16 protein-coding genes are annotated in these 20489 nt (G+C 61.7%); 11 read left to right on the forward strand and 5 right to left on the reverse strand.

Annotation, left to right across the window (positions count from 1 at the left end; genetic code table 11):
- The first annotated feature begins 9 nt into the window (after nt 1-9).
- On the forward strand, nt 10-516 hold the full coding sequence (locus tag ACWHXP_RS04950; protein ID WP_006463271.1) for a chemotaxis protein CheW: 507 nt from the start codon (nt 10-12) through the stop codon (nt 514-516).
- Nucleotides 517-761: 245 nt separating this feature from the next.
- Here the strand turns inward: ACWHXP_RS04950 and ACWHXP_RS04955 are convergent, their stop codons facing one another.
- From ACWHXP_RS04955 to ACWHXP_RS04975, 5 genes are all read right to left on the reverse strand, one after another.
- Nucleotides 762-2009 (reverse strand): DUF2863 family protein, encoded by a 1248-nt coding sequence (locus tag ACWHXP_RS04955; RefSeq protein WP_489634360.1) that lies wholly within the window; start codon nt 2007-2009, stop codon nt 762-764.
- A gap of 152 nt (nt 2010-2161) precedes the next feature.
- On the reverse strand, nt 2162-4873 hold the full coding sequence (acnA, locus tag ACWHXP_RS04960) for an aconitate hydratase AcnA (protein WP_134136004.1): 2712 nt from the start codon (nt 4871-4873) through the stop codon (nt 2162-2164).
- Between the two features lie 142 nt (nt 4874-5015).
- Complete coding sequence (locus ACWHXP_RS04965) at nt 5016-5555, reverse strand: hypothetical protein (RefSeq protein WP_034333994.1); 540 nt, start codon at nt 5553-5555, stop codon at nt 5016-5018.
- Nucleotides 5556-5575: 20 nt separating this feature from the next.
- On the reverse strand, nt 5576-6577 hold the full coding sequence (locus ACWHXP_RS04970; protein WP_489634359.1) for an HpcH/HpaI aldolase/citrate lyase family protein: 1002 nt from the start codon (nt 6575-6577) through the stop codon (nt 5576-5578).
- Between the two features lie 117 nt (nt 6578-6694).
- A complete protein-coding gene (locus ACWHXP_RS04975) occupies nt 6695-7684 on the reverse strand; it encodes a malate dehydrogenase (protein WP_034350453.1) in 990 nt (329 codons plus the stop codon).
- A gap of 466 nt (nt 7685-8150) precedes the next feature.
- On the opposite strand from ACWHXP_RS04975, the gene ACWHXP_RS04980 reads away from it, so the two are divergent.
- The 10 genes from ACWHXP_RS04980 to lpdA all read left to right on the forward strand — a co-directional run bounded on the left by ACWHXP_RS04980 (nt 8151) and on the right by lpdA (nt 20373).
- The gene (locus tag ACWHXP_RS04980; protein ID WP_034333992.1) at nt 8151-8936 is read left to right on the forward strand and encodes a GntR family transcriptional regulator; all 786 of its coding nucleotides are present in this window, start codon (nt 8151-8153) and stop codon (nt 8934-8936) included.
- A 166-nt stretch (nt 8937-9102) separates the two neighbouring features.
- Nucleotides 9103-9513 (forward strand): succinate dehydrogenase, cytochrome b556 subunit, encoded by a 411-nt coding sequence (sdhC, locus tag ACWHXP_RS04985; RefSeq protein WP_039785325.1) that lies wholly within the window; start codon nt 9103-9105, stop codon nt 9511-9513.
- 2 nt (nt 9514-9515) lie between these two features.
- Nucleotides 9516-9881 (forward strand): succinate dehydrogenase, hydrophobic membrane anchor protein, encoded by a 366-nt coding sequence (sdhD, locus tag ACWHXP_RS04990; RefSeq protein ID WP_088753354.1) that lies wholly within the window; start codon nt 9516-9518, stop codon nt 9879-9881.
- A 2-nt stretch (nt 9882-9883) separates the two neighbouring features.
- Entirely contained in the window at nt 9884-11662 is a 1779-nt protein-coding gene (gene sdhA / locus ACWHXP_RS04995; RefSeq protein ID WP_034333989.1) for a succinate dehydrogenase flavoprotein subunit, read from the forward strand.
- Between the two features lie 11 nt (nt 11663-11673).
- A complete protein-coding gene (locus tag ACWHXP_RS05000) occupies nt 11674-12384 on the forward strand; it encodes a succinate dehydrogenase iron-sulfur subunit (protein ID WP_006463281.1) in 711 nt (236 codons plus the stop codon).
- Nucleotides 12385-12516: 132 nt separating this feature from the next.
- The gene (locus tag ACWHXP_RS05005) at nt 12517-12801 is read left to right on the forward strand and encodes an FAD assembly factor SdhE (protein WP_489634358.1); all 285 of its coding nucleotides are present in this window, start codon (nt 12517-12519) and stop codon (nt 12799-12801) included.
- 159 nt (nt 12802-12960) lie between these two features.
- Nucleotides 12961-14262 (forward strand): citrate synthase, encoded by a 1302-nt coding sequence (gltA, locus tag ACWHXP_RS05010; protein WP_034333988.1) that lies wholly within the window; start codon nt 12961-12963, stop codon nt 14260-14262.
- Nucleotides 14263-14629: 367 nt separating this feature from the next.
- Nucleotides 14630-17494: a 2-oxoglutarate dehydrogenase E1 component gene (locus ACWHXP_RS05015; protein WP_058896045.1), complete on the forward strand. Its 2865-nt coding sequence runs from the start codon at nt 14630-14632 to the stop codon at nt 17492-17494.
- 88 nt (nt 17495-17582) lie between these two features.
- Complete coding sequence (gene odhB / locus ACWHXP_RS05020; protein ID WP_088753356.1) at nt 17583-18824, forward strand: 2-oxoglutarate dehydrogenase complex dihydrolipoyllysine-residue succinyltransferase; 1242 nt, start codon at nt 17583-17585, stop codon at nt 18822-18824.
- A 121-nt stretch (nt 18825-18945) separates the two neighbouring features.
- Complete coding sequence (lpdA, locus tag ACWHXP_RS05025) at nt 18946-20373, forward strand: dihydrolipoyl dehydrogenase (protein ID WP_489634357.1); 1428 nt, start codon at nt 18946-18948, stop codon at nt 20371-20373.
- Nucleotides 20374-20489 lie beyond the last annotated feature (116 nt).

Genomic DNA, 20489 nt, shown 5'->3' on the forward strand with positions numbered 1-20489 from the left:
GGCCTCAACATGTCTGACACTGCAACCAAGAATCTTTCCGGCTTCGGCGAAAAGACCGACAGCAACGGAAACGAATTTCTCGCCTTCACCCTGGGCAAGGAAGAATACGGCATCGATATTCTGAAGGTTCAGGAAATCCGCGGCTACGAAGCCGTGACCCGCATCGCCAATTCGCCCGACTTCATCAAGGGCGTCGTGAACCTGCGCGGCATCATCGTCCCCATCGTGGACATGCGCATCAAGTTCCAGCTCGGCGAGCCGACCTATGACCAGTTCACCGTCGTCATCATCCTGAACATCGGCGGCCGCGTCGTGGGCATGGTGGTCGACAGCGTGTCCGACGTCATCACCCTGACCCAGGAACAGATCAAGCCGGCACCGGAGATGGGCACCACCTTCGACTCCGACTACCTGATCGGCCTGGGTACCCTGGAACAGCGCATGCTGATCCTGGTGGACATCGACAAGCTGATGTCCAGCGCCGAAATGGGCCTGATCGAAAAGCTGGCTGCCTGAGTCTTTGAGGCTCTGCAGGCCGGCAGTACGGGATCCGGAGGAGACGCAGTCCGGATCTGGCGTCCATCGTCATTCGGTACCGCAGGAAAAGCGGGCATCATAGCCCGATACAGAAGAGAAAAAGGCATCCGCCGTGTGGTGGATGCCTTTTTTATGGGTGCTTTTCAGCGCCTGTGAAGCTTTAGGCGCGCCGGCCATGCCCGGAATCGCGCGTCCTGCCTCCCGGCAGGACGTTTCTTCATCTCTCAGTGGAAATGCTCGACCGGAGGAGGCGTATCTTCCGGCATTTCCGCGTGCACCAGTTCACCTTCGCGGTCAGGGAAGAGCGGTGCGCCACAGTCGTCGCAAAACTCCATGGTGAAGCGTTCTGCATGATGCTTGATGTGCACGATGCCGCATTCGCGCAGCACCGTCAGGATCTGCTGCAGCGGGCTGGTGGGGATGCCTTCCAGCAGACCGGCACCGGTCGGGATCATCATGGGCAGATCTTCGCCACTTTCCTGTTCATACAGCGGCCAGACCGTGCCATAGACCACGGTCGGATCGCCGCCGATGGAAAAACCGATGCGGCATTCATCGATCTGGCCATTGATGTCCTCGGAGAAGCCGCCGATGCTGGCGTGCAGTTCGGAGGAGGAAATGTCCAGGGTCTGCGTCAGGAAGTAATCGGCGGCGCGGATGGAGGCCGGGCGAATGCGCTTGTCGGCCTCGCGGCAGCCGAAGAAATAGGCTTGCGGCAGCAGCAGTTCGACGCTGCAGCCCGGCAGCAGGCGCGTGAAGAGCGGGGTGGCCTGCTGGGTCCAGGCTTCGAAGGCGGCCTCTTTCCGGGCCGAGAAGTGGCTCTGCTGTTCGCTTTCCTGCCAGTGGAACAGGGCTTCGCCGGCCGGCACCACCACGGCGGCGATGACGTAGCGGGTATCGGCCAGGAAGGCGGCAGTGGGCGGCTGTTCACCGCGCAGCTGCACCGGGCCGGTCTTGAGGGCGGTCTGGCCCATCTGGCGGGTCAGGGCGAAGACGTCGGCGTGTACGCGCGGCAGCTGCTCGATCGAGAACAGGCTCGGTGCCAGTGCCAGGCGGGCCTCCTTGGCCAGTACGTGGGCATGCAGGTGCGCGCCGATGGCGGTAAGCAGCTCGCCGCCGATGGGGCCGGAGGCGATGGCAAAGCGGGTCCAGGCCAGCACCGGCAGCACCAGCAGCTGCACGTCATAGTCCTGGCCTTCGTGTTCCAGCGAGGTGGCTTCGCTGCCGGCCTCGACGGCTTCGATCAGGATGTCGTAGGCATCCAGGTCGGCCTTGAAGAGATGATCCAGGGCAGCATCGATGAGGCCCTGCTGGCCGGCCCGCAGCAGCTTGTTGAGCAGGGCGTCCAGGGGTTTCAGCCAGGCGCGCTCTTCGAGCCGGCTGGAGGCCTGCGCGATGGCTTGCGCAAAAGTCACCAGATGCTGGCTGTCGGCAGAAAGCTTGGAGGAGGAACGTTTGGCGGGACGACGCATGTAGGCTATCTGTATCTGTGGAAACGAAACCGCCTATTGTAGATGATTTGTCAGTCCTGTCAGCCGCCGCGGCCATTGCACAGCGCCAAGGGGCAATAAAAAACGCCGGACGAATCCGGCGTTTCTGTACTGCAGGGGACTACGGACGCTGCTTAGGCTGCGAGCAGCTGACGCAGCACGAACGGCAGGATGCCGCCATGCTTGTAGTAGTCCACTTCGATCGGGGTGTCGATGCGCAGCAGCAGCTTGACTTCCTGAGTCTCGCCGTTCTTGCGATGGATCACCAGGGTGGCTTCCTGTTGCGGCTTGATCTCGCCTTCCAGGCCCTTCAGGTCGAAGCTTTCTTCACCGGTGATGCCCAGCGACTGCACGCTGTCGTTGCCCAGGAACTGCAGCGGCAGCACGCCCATGCCGACCAGGTTGGAACGGTGGATACGCTCGAAGGAACGTGCGATCACGGCCTTCACGCCCAGCAGCTGGGTGCCCTTGGCAGCCCAGTCACGGGAGGAGCCGGTACCGTACTCTTCGCCACCGAAGACCATGGTCGGGGTACCTTCAGCCACGTACTTCATGGCGGCGTCGTAGATCGACATTTCTTCACCGGAAGGCTGGTGAATGGTGATGCCGCCTTCAACGCGCGAGCCGTCTTCCTTGGCCGGAATCATGAGGTTCTTGATACGCACGTTGGCGAAGGTGCCGCGCATCATGATCTCGTGGTTGCCGCGGCGCGAGCCGTAGGAGTTGAAGTCCGCCTTCAGCACGCCATTGGCTTGCAGCCACTTGCCGGCCGGGCTGGATTCCTTGATGGAACCGGCCGGGGAGATGTGGTCGGTGGTGATCGAGTCGCCGAACACGCCCAGGGCGCGGGCACCGCTGATGCCGGTGGCAGCAGCCTTGGGCTCTTCGCTGAAGTTCTCGAAGAACGGCGGCTCGGCGATGTAGGTCGAGCTCGGCCAGTTGTAGACTTCGCCCTTGGCGACGCCCTTGATGGCTTCCCACAGCTTGCCGGGAGCGCCCTTCACATCGGCGTAGTTTTCCTTGAAGGTCTTGGCGTTCATGGCGAACTTCAGCAGCTTTTCGATCTCTTGCGAGGTCGGCCAGATGTCGCCCAGGTAGACGTTCTTGCCGCCCTTGCCCTTGCCGACCGGTTCGGTCATCAGGTCACGGGTGACATTGCCGGCGATGGCGTAAGCCACGACCAGCGGAGGCGAGGCCAGGAAGTTGGCGCGGATGTTCGGGTGGATACGGGCTTCGAAGTTGCGGTTGCCCGACAGCACGGCGGCCGCCACCACGTCGTTCTTGACGATGGCTTCGTTCATGGCCGGGGTCAGGTCGCCGGCGTTGCCGATGCAAGTGGTGCAACCGTAGGCGGTCACGCCAAAGCCCAGCTTTTCCAGGTAAGGCAGCAGACCAGCCGCTTCCAGGTACTTGGTCACCACGCGCGAGCCAGGCGCCAGCGAGGTCTTGATGTGCGGGGCCACCTTCAGACCGGCTTCCACGGCCTTCTTGGCCAGCAGGCCGGCTGCCAGCAGCACGCTCGGGTTGGAGGTGTTGGTGCAGGAGGTGATGGCGGCGATCAGCACGTCACCGTTGTGCACATCCACGCCGTCGGCGTTCTTGTAGGACGCGGTCAGGTCTTCGGCCTTCTTGTTGAAGCCGTTTTCAGCGGTCGGCTTGGTGAAGAGGTCGGAGAAGGTCGACTTGACGTTGCCGATCTCGATGCGGTCTTGCGGACGCTTCGGACCTGCCAGCGATGGGGCAACGGTGCCCAGGTCCAGCGAGACTTCCTGGGTGTAGTCGATCTGGCCGGCCTTGGGCACGCCGTACAGGCCTTGCGCCTTGAAGTAGGCTTCGAAGGCGTCGATCTCGGCCTTGGTGCGGCCGGTGCCCTTGAAGTAGTCGATGGTGGCGTCGTCAACCGGGAAGAAGCCCATGGTGGCGCCGTATTCCGGGGCCATGTTGGCGATGGTGGCGCGGTCGGTCAGCGACAGCGATTCGGTACCTTCACCGAAGAATTCGACGAACTTGCCCACGACCTTGGTCTGGCGCAGCAGTTCGGTGATGGTCAGCACCAGGTCGGTGGCGGTGACGCCTTCGCGCAGCGCACCGGTCAGGTTCACGCCGACCACGTCCGGGGTCAGGAAGTAGACCGGCTGGCCCAGCATGCCGGCTTCGGCTTCGATACCGCCCACGCCCCAGCCGACCACGCCGATGCCGTTGATCATGGTGGTGTGGGAGTCGGTGCCGACCAGGGTGTCAGGGTAGTAGACACCGGTCTTGTTGTGCACGCCGCGTGCCAGGTATTCCAGGTTGACCTGGTGCACGATGCCGAAGCCCGGGGGCACCACGCCGAAGGTGTCGAAGGCTTGCATGCCCCACTTCATGAACTGGTAGCGCTCGTTGTTGCGCGAGAATTCCAGCTTCATGTTCAGGTCCAGTGCCTTCTTCTCGCGGAAGTGGTCGATCTGCACCGAGTGGTCCACCACCAGATCCACCGGGACCAGCGGTTCGATGTTCTTGGGGTTCTTGCCCAGCTTGCTGGCGACGTTGCGCATGGCGGCCAGGTCGGCCAGCAGCGGCACGCCGGTGAAGTCCTGCAGCACCACGCGGGCCACCACGAAGGGGATCTCATCCACGCGGGCGGCCTTGGCACCCCAGTTGGCCAGTTGCTTGACGTGTTCTTCGGTGACCTTCTGGCCATCGCAGTTGCGCAGCACCGATTCCAGCACGATGCGGATCGACACCGGCAGACGCGAGATATTCACGCCCAGCGACTTTTGCAGGGCGGGCAGGGAGTAGAACTTGCCCTTCTTGGAACCGGAAATCGGGAATTCCTTCAGGGTGTTCAATGTGTTGCGAGACATGGCCTCTTCTCCTTAATTTGGCAATTTAGTGATGCTAGCTAGTCGAATCCGGTTTGCGCTGCAATGGTGAACTGCGGGGTGCTGCCTGATTCTGTGATTCTGTGTTGCTTGATACGCGATGAGCTGGCGGTTGCCTGCCGGCTCAGTTCTTCTGGGGTGCCGCGGCGACGGTGGCTGCCGGTGCTGCTTCGGCGGCCTTGATCTGCTCGGCGTTCTTGCATTCATTGGCCAGTTGCTGGCCCTTCTTGGAGTCCAGCAGCAGGCCCTTGGCCGGGATACCGATCCAGACCAGGCCCATCTTGCGGTTTTCGAAGCGGTTGGCGCCGGTGGTGGTTTCCACGCGGGTCAGGCGGTGGATGCGCTTGTCCCAGCGGATGGCGATGTGCTTGTCGTCGGCTTCGTTCTTCCAGATGGTCAGCTTGTGCCCCATTTCGCACTGGAAGTCGGCCGACAGGGTGCCGCCCAGTTCGGGTTCGCTGTCGTCATCTTCGGCGTCGGAAGAGAACGGCATCTTGGCGGCGGGGGCTGCTGCAGCTGCAGCCGCGGCCTTCTTGGCCGGCGCCTTCTTGACGACCTTTTTCTTGGCCGCCGGTTTGGTATCGGTTTCAGCGTGCGCCGCAGTGATGCCGGCGGTGGCGAAGAGGGCGCCCAGCAGGGCGATGAGAGTCAGGTGCTTTTTCATGGACGTCGGTCGAAACAAGTTTACTGCGTGGTTGAGGGGGAGTCGCCGCGGGCGAACCAGGGTGCAGTCTCCGGCGGCAGCGCGGTGCCGGTGGCGTGCGCGCGTTGCAGGATACTCCAGTAATAGCGATAACTGGCGCGGTCGTGCAGGTTGCCCTGATGCTGGATCGGGCCCCACTGCACCGCCTGCGCCTTGAGCAAGATCTGTGCCGCCAGGTCGGCTTCTTCCGTGGCCGGGGACATGGCCTGCACGATCGGGCGAATCTGGTCCGGATGGATGCTCCACATCCGGGTATAGCCAAACTCCTGTGCCGCGCGGCGCGCATCGTCAGCCACGGCGGCGGGATTCTTGATGTCGGTGGTCACGTTGTGCGACGGCACCTTGCCATGCGCATGGCAGGCGGCAGCAATCTCCAGCTTGGCGCGGCGCACCAGCGGATGGTCGAACTGTCCGGGCGAGCGCATCGCGCTGCCGGGAATGGCGCCATAATGGGCCGACACAAAATCCATCACCCCGAACGACAGCGACTGCACCTGGGGCAGGGCGGCGATCTTGCCGGCATCAGCCAGGGCAGCATGGGTCTCGATCAAGACCTGCACCGGCAACTGCGCACGGCCGGCCGCATTGGCGGCACGGTTGATGCTCTCCAGGGCACGCAGCACGTCCTCGATGCCTTCAGGCTTGGGCAACATCACGTAAGCCAGCTCGCGCGCAGCGGCGCCGCAGATGATGGCCACGTCCTGCTCGAAATGCGCATGGCCCACGTCATGCAGGCGCGCGCCGATGCGGCGGTGGACATTGCCGGGGCCGGTGATGAGCGAGGCGACCAGTTCGGCATGCGCGGCTTCATTGCCGGCGGCAGCGCCATCTTCACAGTCGAAGGTGATGTCGAACAAGGGACCGAGCTCCTGCTGCAGGGCCATCGACTTGCGCATCAGCTTTTCAGAGCCGGCGTAGTGATCGCACACCGGAAGCGAAACCGGTTGCTGGGCACCTGGGAACAAGACCTGGGAAGGATGCATTGCTGCGATTGAGAGCGGGGTAAGGTTGTCGGAAAGGGTGATGTCACGTACCGCAATACGGCGATGCTGCAAAACGATCGGCGCGGCAGCCGGCAAGGGCCGCCGCGCCGTGGTCAATTAGCCGACCAGATGCTTGACGCCTTCGCGTTCTTCCAGCAGTTCCTTGAGCGTGATGTTGATGCGCTCTTGCGAGAACTCATCGATCTCCAGGCCCTGGACGATCTTGTACTCGCCGTTTTCGGTGGTCACCGGGAAGCCGAACATGGTGCCTTCGGGGATACCGTAGGAACCGTCGGAGGGGATACCCATGGTGGTCCACTTGCCGTTGGTGCCCAGCACCCAGTCACGCACGTGGTCGATGGCGGCGTTGGCAGCCGAAGCGGCCGAGGACAGGCCACGAGCCTCGATGATGGCGGCGCCGCGCTTGCCGACGGTGGGCAGGAACACGTTCTTGTTCCATTCCTGGTCGTTGATGGTGTCCTTGACGGAAGCGCCATCGGCGGTCGCGAAGCGGTAGTCGGCGTACATGGTCGGCGAGTGGTTGCCCCACACGCACAGCTTTTCGATGGCCGAGACCGGCTTGCCGATCTTGGCAGCCACTTGCGACAGGGCGCGGTTGTGGTCCAGGCGCAGCATGGCGGTGAAGTTCTTGGCCGGCAGGTTCGGGGCCGACTTCATGGCGATGTAGGCGTTGGTGTTGGCCGGGTTGCCGACCACCAGCACCTTGACGTTGCGCGAAGCCACGGCGTCCAGTGCCTTGCCTTGCACGGTGAAGATCTGGGCATTGGCTTCCAGCAGGTCCTTGCGCTCCATGCCGGGGCCACGGGGACGGGCACCCACCAGCAGGGCGATGTCGGCATCCTTGAAGGCGGTCATCGGATCGCTGTGGGCGGTCACGCCAGCCAGCAGGGGGAAGGCGCAGTCGTCGATTTCCATGATGACGCCCTTGAGCGCCTTCTGAGCCTTCTCATCAGGGATTTCCAGCAGTTGCAGGATGACCGGCTGGTCTTTGCCCAGCAGGTCGCCGTTGGCGATGCGGAACAGCAGGGAGTAACCGATCTGACCGGCGGCGCCGGTGACGGCAACACGCATGGGGGCTTTAGCCATGTTGAATCTCCAAAAGAGGTGATGAAAAAAAGCATTCAGACTGCAGCGAAGCGCAGCTTGCGGTCGCGTCGCGCAAGGCGCGGCAGGGCCGTGTAGCGGTGGCTTCTGGTTTGCGCATGAAAATGCGCGACTTCCTCGAATTCTTGTTAGGCCGCCATGATACCGTCGAAAACGCAGCGAGTCAGTTGGTTTCGGACCGGGCTCTGCCGACAAATCAAAAACCTGTCAAACTTGTGTTCTGCCTGCAGAAAACCACCGCATCGGAATGATCTTGATGAGAGCGATTCTCGTTATCGTCTACTGGCCGGTACATCGCTTCCTGCCTGCCTTGCGGCTCTTCAGGTTGCTCGCGAGTGTAGGCTTGCGAAAGACTGCTGTCAATCAATATCTTATGTCTTATATAAGACATATTATTGCCTAGTTTTTGCTGGACGCCGGAAGGAGTTTTGTGGTGAAATTCGAGGTTATGAGCTCGATCCTGCCCAATTCAAACAACGTCGACGCGCACGCCGCGGGGGCGGGTGTTGCCAGTCCGGCGCCCACCTTCAGTCCGTTGTACCAGCAGATCAAGGCGCTCATCATGCAGCGCCTCGAAGCCGGTGAGTGGAAACCCGGTGAGCTCATTCCCAGTGAAGTCGAACTGGGCAGTCGTTTCAAGGTCAGCCAGGGCACGGTGCGCAAGGCCATCGACGAACTGGCAGCCGAAAACCTGGTGGTGCGCCGCCAGGGCAAGGGAACCTTCGTTGCCACCCACCACGAGACCCAGGCGCAGTTCCGCTTCCTGCGGCTGATGGCCGACAGCGACGAGCCACAGCGTCCCGAAAACAAGATCATCGAAGTCAAGCGCGTTCGCGCCTCGGCCGAAGTGGCCCGTCAGCTCGACATGAAGTCGGGTGACTCCGTCATTTTCATTCGCCGTGTCAAGTCCTTCAACGGCACTCCCATCATCCTCGAAGACATCTGGCTGCCTGGTGCCATTTTCAAGGGGTTGACGGCCGAGCGCCTCATGGAATACCGCGGGCCCTTGTATGGCCTGTTCGAGTCCGAGTTCGGCACGCGCATGATCCGTGCCGAAGAACGCATCCGTGCCGTCGGGGCGGATCCGGATGCCGCAGAGTTTCTGGGCGTAACGCCCCAAACGCCGTTGCTGAGTGTGGAGCGGGCTTCATTTACCTATGGCGACAAGCCGGTGGAAATGCGGCGCGGTCTGTACCTGACGACGAATCATCATTACCAAAGCGAGTTGAGCTGAGCAAACCGAAACCGGTCATGATCGGGTGCTGGCGGGTCCTGCCTGCCCAGCGCAGAAGGGCTGGTGTCAAGCCTTTTCGGCATGCTGCGAAGCGCAATAAAAGTTGATGGTGATTTCGAAAATCGGCGAAAATTGCATGATTGTTTTAAACTGAGGAGAACCTTGTATGTCTGAAGCCGCTAAACCACAACGGCCGCAATTTCGTAACATACACCTAACCCAAATTGCCGGCTATCGCATGCCTCTGGCAGCCATCGTCTCGATCATGCACCGCATCAGCGGTCTGTTCCTGTTCCTGATGCTGCCTTTCATCCTGTTCCTGCTGGACAGCAGCCTGCTCTCGGAAGGTACTTTCGCCTATCTCAAGGGCTTCGTCTCGGGCTGGTTCGTCAAGCTCGTCATCCTGGCACTTTCCTGGGCCTACCTGCATCACTTCTGCGCCGGCATCCGCCACCTGATCATGGACAACCACGTTGGCCTGGACAAGGACAGCGCACGCAAGTCCTCGGCAACTGTCCTGGTGGTCAGCATCGCGCTGATGATCCTGGTCGCATTGAAACTGTTCGGAGTGTTCTGAAAATGGCTGATAACAACATCGGACCCAAGCGCCTGGTCGTTGGCGCCCACTATGGCCTGCGTGACTGGCTGGCGCAACGCGCGACCGCCGTCGTGATGGCCGTCTACACCGTCATCCTGCTGGTGTGCTTCTTCACCTCGACCAACTTCAGCTACCAGGGCTGGGCGGCGCTGTTCTCGCATCAATGGTTCAAGGTGGCCACCTTTGCCGTGTTCATGGCGCTGTTCTTCCACGCCTGGATTGGCGTGCGTGACGCGCTGATGGACTACGTCAAGCCGGTTGGCACCCGTCTGGTCCTGCAAGTTGCCACTATCGTGTGGCTGATCGGTTGCGCTGGCTACGCTGCGCAGATTCTCTGGAGAAACTAATCGTGGCTGCTATCAAATCCGCCATCACTACCCGCCGCTTTGACGCGGTCATCGTCGGCGCCGGTGGCTCCGGCATGCGCGCCTCGCTGCAACTGGCCGAAGCCGGCCTGAACGTCGCTGTCCTGTCCAAGGTCTTCCCGACTCGCTCGCACACCGTGGCTGCCCAAGGCGGCATCGGCGCTTCGCTGGGCAACATGTCCGAAGACAACTGGTACTGGCACATGTTCGATACCGTCAAGGGTTCGGACTACCTGGGCGACCAGGATGCCATCGAGTTCATGTGCCGCGAAGCACCGAAGGCCGTCTACGAGCTGGAACACTTCGGCATGCCCTTCGACCGCAACCCGGACGGCACCATCTACCAGCGTCCCTTCGGCGGCCACACCGCCAACCTGGGCGAAAAGCCGGTGCAGCGTGCCTGTGCGGCCGCTGACCGTACCGGTCACGCGCTGCTGCACACCCTGTACCAGCGCAACGTGCGCGCCAAGACCCACTTCTTCGTGGAGTGGATGGCACTGGACGTGATCCGCAACGAAGAGGGCGATGTCCTCGGCGTGGTGGCGCTGGAAATGGAAACCGGCGAAATCATGATGCTGCACGCCAAGACCACCCTGTTCGCCACCGGCGGTGCAGGCCGTATCTGGGCGGCATCGACCAATGCCTTCATCAACACCGGTGACGGCATGGGCATGGCCGCACGTGCCGGCCTGCCGCTGCAGGACATGGAGTTCTGGCAGTTCCACCCGACCGGCGTGGCCGGTGCGGGCGTGCTGATTACCGAAGGCGTGCGCGGTGAAGGCGGCATCCTGATCAACAGCAACGGTGAACGCTTCATGGAGCGCTATGCGCCGACCCTGAAGGACCTGGCACCGCGTGACTTCGTCTCGCGTTCGATGGACCAGGAAATCAAGGAAGGCCGCGGCGTTGGTCCCCACAAGGATCACGTGCTGCTGGATCTGCGCCACATCGGTGCCGACACCATCAAGAAGCGCCTGCCCTCGATCCTGGAAATCGCCCACAAGTTCGCCAACGTCGATGCGACCAAGGAGCCTATCCCTGTCGTGCCGACCATCCACTACCAGATGGGTGGCATCCCCACCAACATCCACGGTCAGGTGGTCGCGCCCAAGGGCGGTTCGATGAAGGAAGTGGTGCAGGGCATGTACGCCATCGGCGAATGCGCCTGCGTCTCGGTGCACGGCGCCAACCGCCTGGGTACCAACTCGCTGCTGGACCTGGTGGTCTTCGGCCGCGCAGCTGGCAACCACATCGTCGGCAGCCGCCTGCAGGACCAGAGCCACAAGCCGATCCCGGCCGGTGCCCTGGACCGCTCGCTGGAACGCATCGCGCACCTGGAAAGCAGCACCGGTTCCGAGCGCGTGCAGGACGTGGCCAACGACATCCGTGCCACCATGCAGAAGTACTGCGGCGTGTTCCGTACCGATGCCCTGTTGAAGGAAGGCGTTCAAAAGATCATGGAACTGGATGAGCGTCGCAAGCACGTCTCCTTCAAGGACAAGTCCAAGGTCTTCAACACCGCCCGCGTGGAAGCGCTGGAACTGGACAACCTGATCGAAACCGCCAAGGCCACCATCACCTCGGCCGAAGCCCGCAAGGAATCGCGCGGCGCCCACGCGCAAAGCGACCACGAGCAGCGCGACGACGTGAACTGGCTCAAGCATACGCTGTGGTTCTCCGAGGGGAATCGTCTCGACTACAAGCCGGTCAACATGCAGCCGCTGACCGTCGAGACTTTCAAACCTAAAGCACGTACTTTCTAAGAGGTCGCAACATGACTCGCACCCTGAAATTCAAGATCTACCGTTACGATCCGGACAAGGACGACAAGCCGTACATGCAAGACCTGACGGTGGAGCTGAAGCCCACCGACAAGATGCTGCTCGATGCCCTGCAGCGCATCAAGTCCGACGTTGACGATTCCCTGGCGCTGCGCCGCTCCTGCCGCGAAGGCGTGTGCGGTTCCGACGCCATGAACATCAATGGCAAGAATGGCTTGGCCTGCATCACCAACCTGAACGAACTGACCGAACCCATCGTTCTGAAGCCGTTGCCCGGCCTGCCGGTGATCCGCGACCTGATCGTGGACATGACGAACTTCTTCAAGCAATACGACTCGATCAAGCCCTACCTGATCAACGACAGCATCCCGCCCGAGAAGGAGCGCCTGCAGTCGCCCGAACAGCGTGAAGAGCTCGATGGCGTCTACGAGTGCATCCTGTGCGCCTGCTGCTCGACCTCCTGCCCGTCGTTCTGGTGGAACCCGGACAAGTTCGTCGGCCCGGCCGGCCTGCTGCAAGCCTACCGCTTCATCGCCGACAGCCGCGACGAAGCCACCGGTGCGCGCCTGGACAACCTGGAAGACCCGTATCGCCTGTTCCGTTGCCGTTCCATCATGAACTGCGTCGATGTCTGCCCCAAGGGTCTGAACCCCAACAAGGCCATCGGCAAGATCAAGGAACTGATGGTGCGCCGTTCGGTGTAAGCCGGATCGGCGTGTTGCCTGCCAGACCCGCCGTCCATGGCGGGCGGCAGCAAGGGGGAGCAGGGCTGGAAGCGGCTTCCCCGACCGGTTCCTTCGGTTTTGGTCCGGTTGAAGTGAATGGAAAGACTAGAAATGAGCGAGTTCATGACTGAACAGCGTCACCAGGATGATCCGGCCAAGCGGGCGCGCCTGCGCTGGCGTGCGCGCCGCGGGCTGCTGGAGAACGATCTGATCCTCACCCGCTATCTGGACGCCAACGAGGCGCAGATGAGCGACGACGAGGTGGATGCCTTCTCGCGCCTGATGGACCTGACCGACAACGACCTGATGGACTTGCTGCTGGCCCGCAAGGAGCCGGAAGCGGCAGTTGACCTGCCCCAAGTGCATGCGTTGCTGAAGAAACTGCGTATTGCCTGACTGTTGCACGAATATTGCGCCTGGCCACAAGCCAGACCGATTTTGCCCGATCGCGGCCTGTTCACACTCGCCACCCGGCGCATCTGAACCACGATGACGCCCGGCTTGCGGTCGCGGCGTTTGATTAACGGTTTCACCATCCCAGCAAAAGGAAAAGCTATGTCCAATACCGATATCAAAGCTACCCTGTCGTTCTCCGACGGCTCTCCGTCCGTAGATTTTCCTATCTACAAGGGCAGCATCGGCCCTGATGTGATCGATATCCGCAAGCTCTACGGCGCTACCGGCAAGTTCACCTATGACCCGGGCTTCATGTCCACCGCTTCCTGCAACTCGTCCATCACCTACATCGATGGCGACAAGGGCGAACTGCTGTACCGCGGCTACCCGATCGAACAGCTGGCGGTGAACTGCGACTTCCTGGAATCCTGCTACCTGCTGCTGCACGGTGAACTGCCCAACGCCACCCAGAAGGAAGAATTCGTCAAGACCGTGACCCAGCACACCATGGTGCACGAGCAGATGAACTTCTTCTTCCGTGGCTTCCGCCGCGATGCGCACCCGATGGCGGTGCTGACCGGCTCGGTGGGCGCACTGTCGGCCTTCTACCACGATTCGCTGGACATCTCCAACGCCAACCACCGCGAAGTCTCGGCGATCCGCATGATCGCCAAGCTGCCGACCCTGGTGGCGATGGCCTACAAGTACAGCATCGGCCAGCCCTTCGTGTACCCGCGCAATGACCTGTCCTACACGGCCAACTTCATGCGCATGATGTTCGCCAACCCGTGCGAAGAGTATCAGGTCAACGAAGTCCTGGTGCGCGCACTGGACCGCATCCTGATCCTGCACGCCGACCACGAACAGAACGCTTCGACCTCGACCGTGCGCCTGGCCGGCTCCTCCGGTGCCAACCCGTTCGCATGTATCGCTGCCGGCATCGCCTGCCTGTGGGGTCCTGCCCACGGTGGTGCCAACGAAGCCGCCCTGAACATGCTGGAACAGATCGGCTCCGTCGAAAACATCCCCGAGTTCATCAAGCAAGTGAAGGACAAGAACTCCGGCGTGAAGCTGATGGGCTTCGGTCACCGCGTCTACAAGAACTACGACCCGCGTGCCAAGCTGATGCGCGAAACCTGCTACGAAGTCCTGAACGAACTGGGCCTGCACGACGACCCGCTGTTCAAGCTGGCCATGGAGCTGGAAAAGATCGCGCTGGAAGATGACTACTTCGTCTCCCGCAAGCTGTACCCGAACGTCGACTTCTACTCCGGCATCGTGCAGCGCGCCCTGGGTATCCCGACTTCGATGTTCACCTGCATCTTCGCCATGGCCCGTACCATCGGCTGGATCGCCCAGTGGAACGAAATGATCTCGGATCCGGAACAGAAGATCGGCCGTCCGCGTCAGCTGTTCGTGGGCTCGCCGCGTCGCGACGTGACCCCGATCGACAAGCGCTGATTGGCGGATGTTGTCCGTCTGCCTTGTCGGGCGGACAACTAAGGCATCGCAACGCCGCGTTTCCCGTCTCCCGGGAGTGTGTGGAGGGGGGCAGCGAGGCCCGCGCAGCAAGGCTTTGCGGGCGGGCGTTGGCAGGCGGAAACGCCCGTTGCTTCATGTTTCAAATAAAAAAGCGAATCCCTTAGGATTCGCTTTTTTATTTGATATTAGGAGATATAATTCCGATGCGCTGACTGGATGACGTACAGAAGTTCAGGTAGACAAGGTCCTTCCCCCACAACTTGATGCAATCCGCTAACCGGTCAGGCCGTGTCGCGGAAGGTGTAGAAACCCGCTAATCTCGCGAAGCGCGAAGAAAGGTGAGCAAATGACAAAGCTCTACGAGCAATACAACATCAACTCCTACCTGTTCGGTGGGAATGCTCCGTACATCGAAGAACTGTACGAAGCCTACCTGAACAATCCCGGCTCCGTCCCTGACAACTGGCGTGCTTACTTCGACGCCGTGCAACACGTTCCCGCCACCGACGGCTCCACCCGTCCCGATGTGGCCCACGCTCCGGTGATCGCTTCCTTCGCCGAACGTGCCAAGCAAGGCCCGATCCGCACCGTCATCGCTTCTGCCGACTCCGACATGGGCCGCAAGCGCGTCGCTGTCACCCAGCTGATCGCCGGCTACCGTGACCTCGGTTCCCGTTTCGCCAACCTGGACCCGCTGCAACGCCAGGAACGCCCCAACATCCCCGAACTCGATCCCTCCTTCTACGGCTTCACCGATGCCGACATGGACATCGTGTTCAACATCAACAACACCTACTTCGGCCCGGAAACCGCTTCCCTGCGCGACCTGCTGCAGATGCTGCGCGACACCTACACGCGCTCCATCGGTGCCGAGTTCACCTACATTTCCGACATGTCGGAAGTGCGCTGGCTGGAAGAGCGTCTGGAGCCGACCCGTGCCGTGCCCAGCTTCTCCTCCGAGAAGAAGAAGCACATCCTGGAGCGCCTGACCGCTGCTGAAGGCCTGGAGCGCTACCTCCACACCAAGTACGTCGGCCAGAAGCGCTTCTCGCTGGAAGGCGGCGAGTCCTTCATCGCGTCCCTGGATGAAACCATCCAGCGCGCCGGTGAAAAGGGTGTGCAGGAAATCGTGATCGGCATGGCCCACCGTGGCCGTCTGAACGTGCTGGTCAACATCCTGGGCAAGACTCCGCAGGAACTGTTCTCCGAATTCGAAGGCCGTCACGCTGACGACCTGCCGGCCGGTGACGTCAAGTACCACCAAGGCTTCTCCTCGGACGTGTCGACCCCTGGCGGCCCGGTCCACCTGTCGCTGGCCTTCAACCCGTCCCACCTGGAAATCGTCAACCCGGTGGTCGAGGGTTCGGTCAAGGCGCGTATGGATCGCCGCGGCGACAAGGATGGTTCGCAAGTGCTGCCGATCCTGGTGCACGGCGATGCCGCCTTCGCCGGCCAAGGCGTGGTGATGGAAACCCTGAACCTGGCACAGACCCGTGGCTACGGCACCGGCGGTACCGTTCACATCGTCATCAACAACCAGATCGGTTTCACCACTTCCGATCCGCGCGACTCCCGTTCGACCCTGTACTGCTCGGACGTGGTCAAGATGATCGAAGCCCCGGTGCTGCACGTCAACGGTGATGATCCGGAAGCCGTCGTGTTCGCCACCCAGATCGCTGTCGACTACCGCATGAAGTTCAAGAAGGACATCGTGGTCGACATCATCTGCTTCCGCAAGCTGGGCCACAACGAGCAAGATACCCCTGCTCTGACCCAGCCGCTGATGTACAAGAAGATCGCCCAGCACCCTGGTACCCGCAAGCTGTACGCCGACAAGCTGGTGACCCAGCAGACCATCCCCGCCGATGGCGGCGAAGAGCTGGTCAAGGCTTACCGCGCTGCGATGGATGCCGGCAAGCACGCCATTGATCCGGTACTGACCAACTTCAAGAGCAAGTACGCCGTCGACTGGCTGCCGTTCCTGAATCGCAAGTGGACCGATGCGGCCGAAACCGCCGTGCCGCTGGCTGAGCTGAAGCGCCTGGCCACCAAGATCACCTCGGTGCCGGAAGGCTTCAAGGTGCACTCGCTGGTCGAGAAGGTCTTGAACGACCGCGCCGCCATGGGCCGCGGCGAAATGAACCTGGACTGGGGCATGGGTGAACACCTGGCCTACGCCAGCCTGGTTTCTTCCGGCTATGCCGTGCGCCTGACCGGCCAGGATGCCGGCCGTGGCACCTTCACCCACCGTCACGCCGTGCTGCACGACCAGAACCGCGAACGTTGGGATGCCGGTACCTTCATCCCGCTGCAGAACGTGGCTGAAAACCAGTCCACCTTCACCGTGATCGACTCGGTGCTGTCCGAAGAAGCCGTGCTGGCCTTCGAATACGGCTACTCGACCGCGGAACCGAACACCCTGACCATCTGGGAAGCCCAGTTCGGCGACTTCGCCAACGGTGCCCAGGTCGTCATGGACCAGTTCATCAGCTCCGGCGAAGTGAAGTGGGGCCGTGCTTCGGGCCTGGTGCAGATGCTGCCCCACGGCTACGAAGGCCAGGGTCCGGAACACTCCTCGGCACGTATCGAGCGTTACCTCCAGCTGTGCGCCGACAACAACATGCAGGTCGTGCAGCCCACTACCGCTGCGCAGATCTTCCACCTGCTGCGTCGCCAGATGATCCGCCTGTTCCGCAAGCCGCTGATCATCATGACCCCGAAGTCGCTGCTGCGTAACAAGGACGCCGGTTCGCCGCTGTCCGACCTGGCCAAGGGTTCGTTCCAGACCGTGATTCCGGAAGTCGATGAAACCATCGACGCCAAGAAGGTCAAGCGCATCGTCGCCTGCTCGGGCAAGGTGTACTACGACCTGGTCAATGCCCGCAAGGAACGTGGCCAGACCGATACCGCCATCATCCGCGTCGAGCAGCTGTATCCGTTCCCGCACAAGGCCTTCGCGGCCGCGTTGAAGCAGTTCCCCAACTTCAACGAACTGGTGTGGGCACAGGACGAGCCGCAGAATCAGGGCGCATGGCTGCAGATCCAGCACAACATCTTCGAGAATCTCTCCGAAGGTCAGAAGCTGGCCTATGCAGGCCGCCCGGCCAGCGCCTCGCCGGCCGTCGGTTACTACGACAAGCACTACGCACAGCAAAAGGCGCTGATCGAAACCGCCTTCGCCAAGCTCAAGGGCTTTGTGCTGACCAAGTAATCATCGATGCAAACGGGACGCGCTGCGAGGGCAGTGCGTCCCTGTTTCCATAAGAACGAAATCACCCGAAAATCGGAGAATCCTGAAAATGGCTCAAATCGAAGTAAAAGTCCCGCAGTTGTCGGAATCCGTTGCCGAAGCAACCCTGCTGCAATGGCACAAGAAGGTTGGCGAACCGGTGGCCCGTGACGAAAACCTGATCGACATCGAGACCGACAAGGTCGTGCTGGAACTGCCCTCGCCGGACGCCGGCGTGATCACCCAGATCATCAAAGCTGACGGCGCCACCGTCGTGGCTGGTGAAGTGATCGCCATCCTGGACACCGACGCTTCCGCGCAAGTGGCCCCGACCGAAGTCAAGGCTGCCCCGGCACCGCAATCGACCAACGAACCGACCCCGGTTGCCGCTCCCGAGCTGGCCTCCAAGGGCGACGTCGCCATGCCTGCCGCTGCCAAGCTGCTGGCCGACAACAACCTGTCGACCTCGCAAGTCACCGGCACCGGCAAGGATGGCCGCGTGACCAAGGGTGATGTGCTGGGTGCCCTGTCGGCTCCCGCCGCTGCACCTGCTGCCGCTGCCAAGCCGGCCCTGGCGCAAGTTGCTGCCCCGGTCAAGGCTGGCCTGGAAAGCCGTCCGGAACAGCGCGTGCCGATGAGCCGCCTGCGTGCCCGCGTGGCCGAGCGTCTGGTGCAATCGCAATCGACCAACGCCATCCTGACCACCTTCAACGAAATCAACATGCAGCCGGTCATCGACCTGCGCAACAAGTACAAGGACAAGTTCGAGAAGGAACACGGCGTCAAGCTGGGCTTCATGTCCTTCTTCGTCAAGGCAGTCGTGCACGCCCTGAAGAAGTACCCGATCGTCAACGCTTCGGTCGATGGCAATGACATCGTCTACCACGGCTACTTCGACATCGGCGTGGCCGTCGGTTCGCCGCGTGGCCTGGTGGTGCCCATCCTGCGTGATGCGGACCAGATGTCCATCGCTGACATCGAGAAGAAGATCGGTGAATTCGGCCAGAAGGCCAAGGACGGCAAGCTGTCCATCGAAGAACTGTCGGGCGGTACCTTCACCGTCTCAAACGGCGGTACCTTCGGTTCCATGCTGTCGACCCCGATCATCAACCCGCCGCAATCGGCGATCCTGGGCATCCACGCCACCAAGGAACGTGCAGTGGTTGAAAACGGCCAGGTCGTGGTCCGTCCGATCAACTACTTCGCGCTGTCCTATGACCACCGCATCATCGACGGCCGCGAAGCCGTCCTGTCGCTGGTCGCGATCAAGGAAGCCCTGGAAGATCCGGCCCGTCTGCTGCTGGATCTGTAAGCAACCGGCCATCACGGCGTGAGCGAGGCGCTGAACGGCCCCCAGGCATTCAGCGCCTTTTTGCATCCGCTTTGGACCAAGAGATCAAAGCGGATGCGCACAACGAATCAGGAATACACACATGAGCAAGAATTTTGACGTAGTCGTCATCGGTGGCGGCCCCGGCGGTTACATCGCCGCCATTCGCGCAGCGCAACTGGGCTTCAACACCGCCTGCATCGACGAATGGAAGAACGAAAAGGGCGGCCCCGCACCGGGCGGCACCTGCACCAACGTCGGTTGCATCCCCTCCAAGGCGCTGCTGCAATCGTCCGAACACTACGAACACGCCAGCCACGGCTTCGCCGAGCACGGCATCGAAGTCAAGGGCCTGGGCCTGAACCTGGAAAAGATGCTGGGCCGCAAGAATACCGTGGTCAAGCAGAACAACGACGGCATCCTGTACCTGTTCAAGAAGAACAAGGTCACCTTCTTCCACGGCCGTGGCTCCTTCGTCAAGGGCGATGCCAATGGTTACGAGATCAAGGTCGTCGGCGCTGCCGAAGAAACCATCACCGCCAAGCACGTCATCGTGGCGACCGGTTCGAACGCCCGCGCATTGCCGGGTGCCGAGTTCGATGAAAAGCTGATCCTCTCCAACACCGGCGCACTGGCCATTTCCGAAGTGCCGAAGAAGCTGGGCGTGATCGGTGCCGGCGTGATCGGCCTGGAAATGGGTTCGGTCTGGCGTCGCCTGGGCGCGGAAGTGACCGTGCTGGAAGCCCTGCCGACCTTCTTGGGTGCCGTCGATGAACAAATCGCCAAGGAAGCCCACAAGCTGCTGACCAAGCAAGGCCTGGCGGTGAACCTGGGTGTGAAGATCGGTACCATCAAGGCTGGCAAGAACAGCGTCTCCGTGGAATACACCGATGCCAAGGGCGAAGCCCACACCGGCGAATTCGACAAGCTGATCATCTCGATTGGCCGCACCCCCAACACCATCGGCCTGAACGCCGAAGGCGTGGGCCTGAAGCTGGACGAGCGCGGCTTCATCGCCGTGGATGGCGACTGCAAGACCAACCTGCCCAACGTGTGGGCGGTGGGTGACGTGGTGCGCGGCCCGATGCTGGCGCACAAGGCCGAAGAAGAAGGCGTTGCCGTGGCCGAGCGTATCGCTGGCCAACACGGTCACGTCAACTTCAACACCATTCCCTGGGTCATCTACACCTCGCCGGAAATCGCCTGGGTCGGCAAGACCGAGCAGCAGCTCAAGGCCGAAGGCGTGCAGTACAAGGCCGGTACCTTCCCGTTCCTGGCCAACGGCCGCGCCCGTGCGCTGGGCGATACCTCGGGCATGGTGAAGTTCCTGGCCGATGCCAAGACCGATGAGATCCTGGGCGTGCATATCGTCGGCCCGATGGCTTCCGAGCTGATCTCCGAAGCCGTGGTGGCGATGGAATTCCGTGCGTCGTCGGAAGACATCGCCCGTATCTGCCACGCTCACCCCTCGCTGTCCGAAGCGACCAAGGAAGCGGCTCTGGCCGTGGACAAGCGCGCATTGAACTTCTGATGCGCGATCAGTGCGACAATACGGGTCGCCGACGCCTGGCCAGCCCTTGGGGCTGGCAGCGTCCGAGTTGCCCGCATAGTGCGCATTGAGATGCCAACCCAATGGGCGAGCCTGGC

This window comes from Herbaspirillum sp. Her2, from assembly GCF_057961375.1.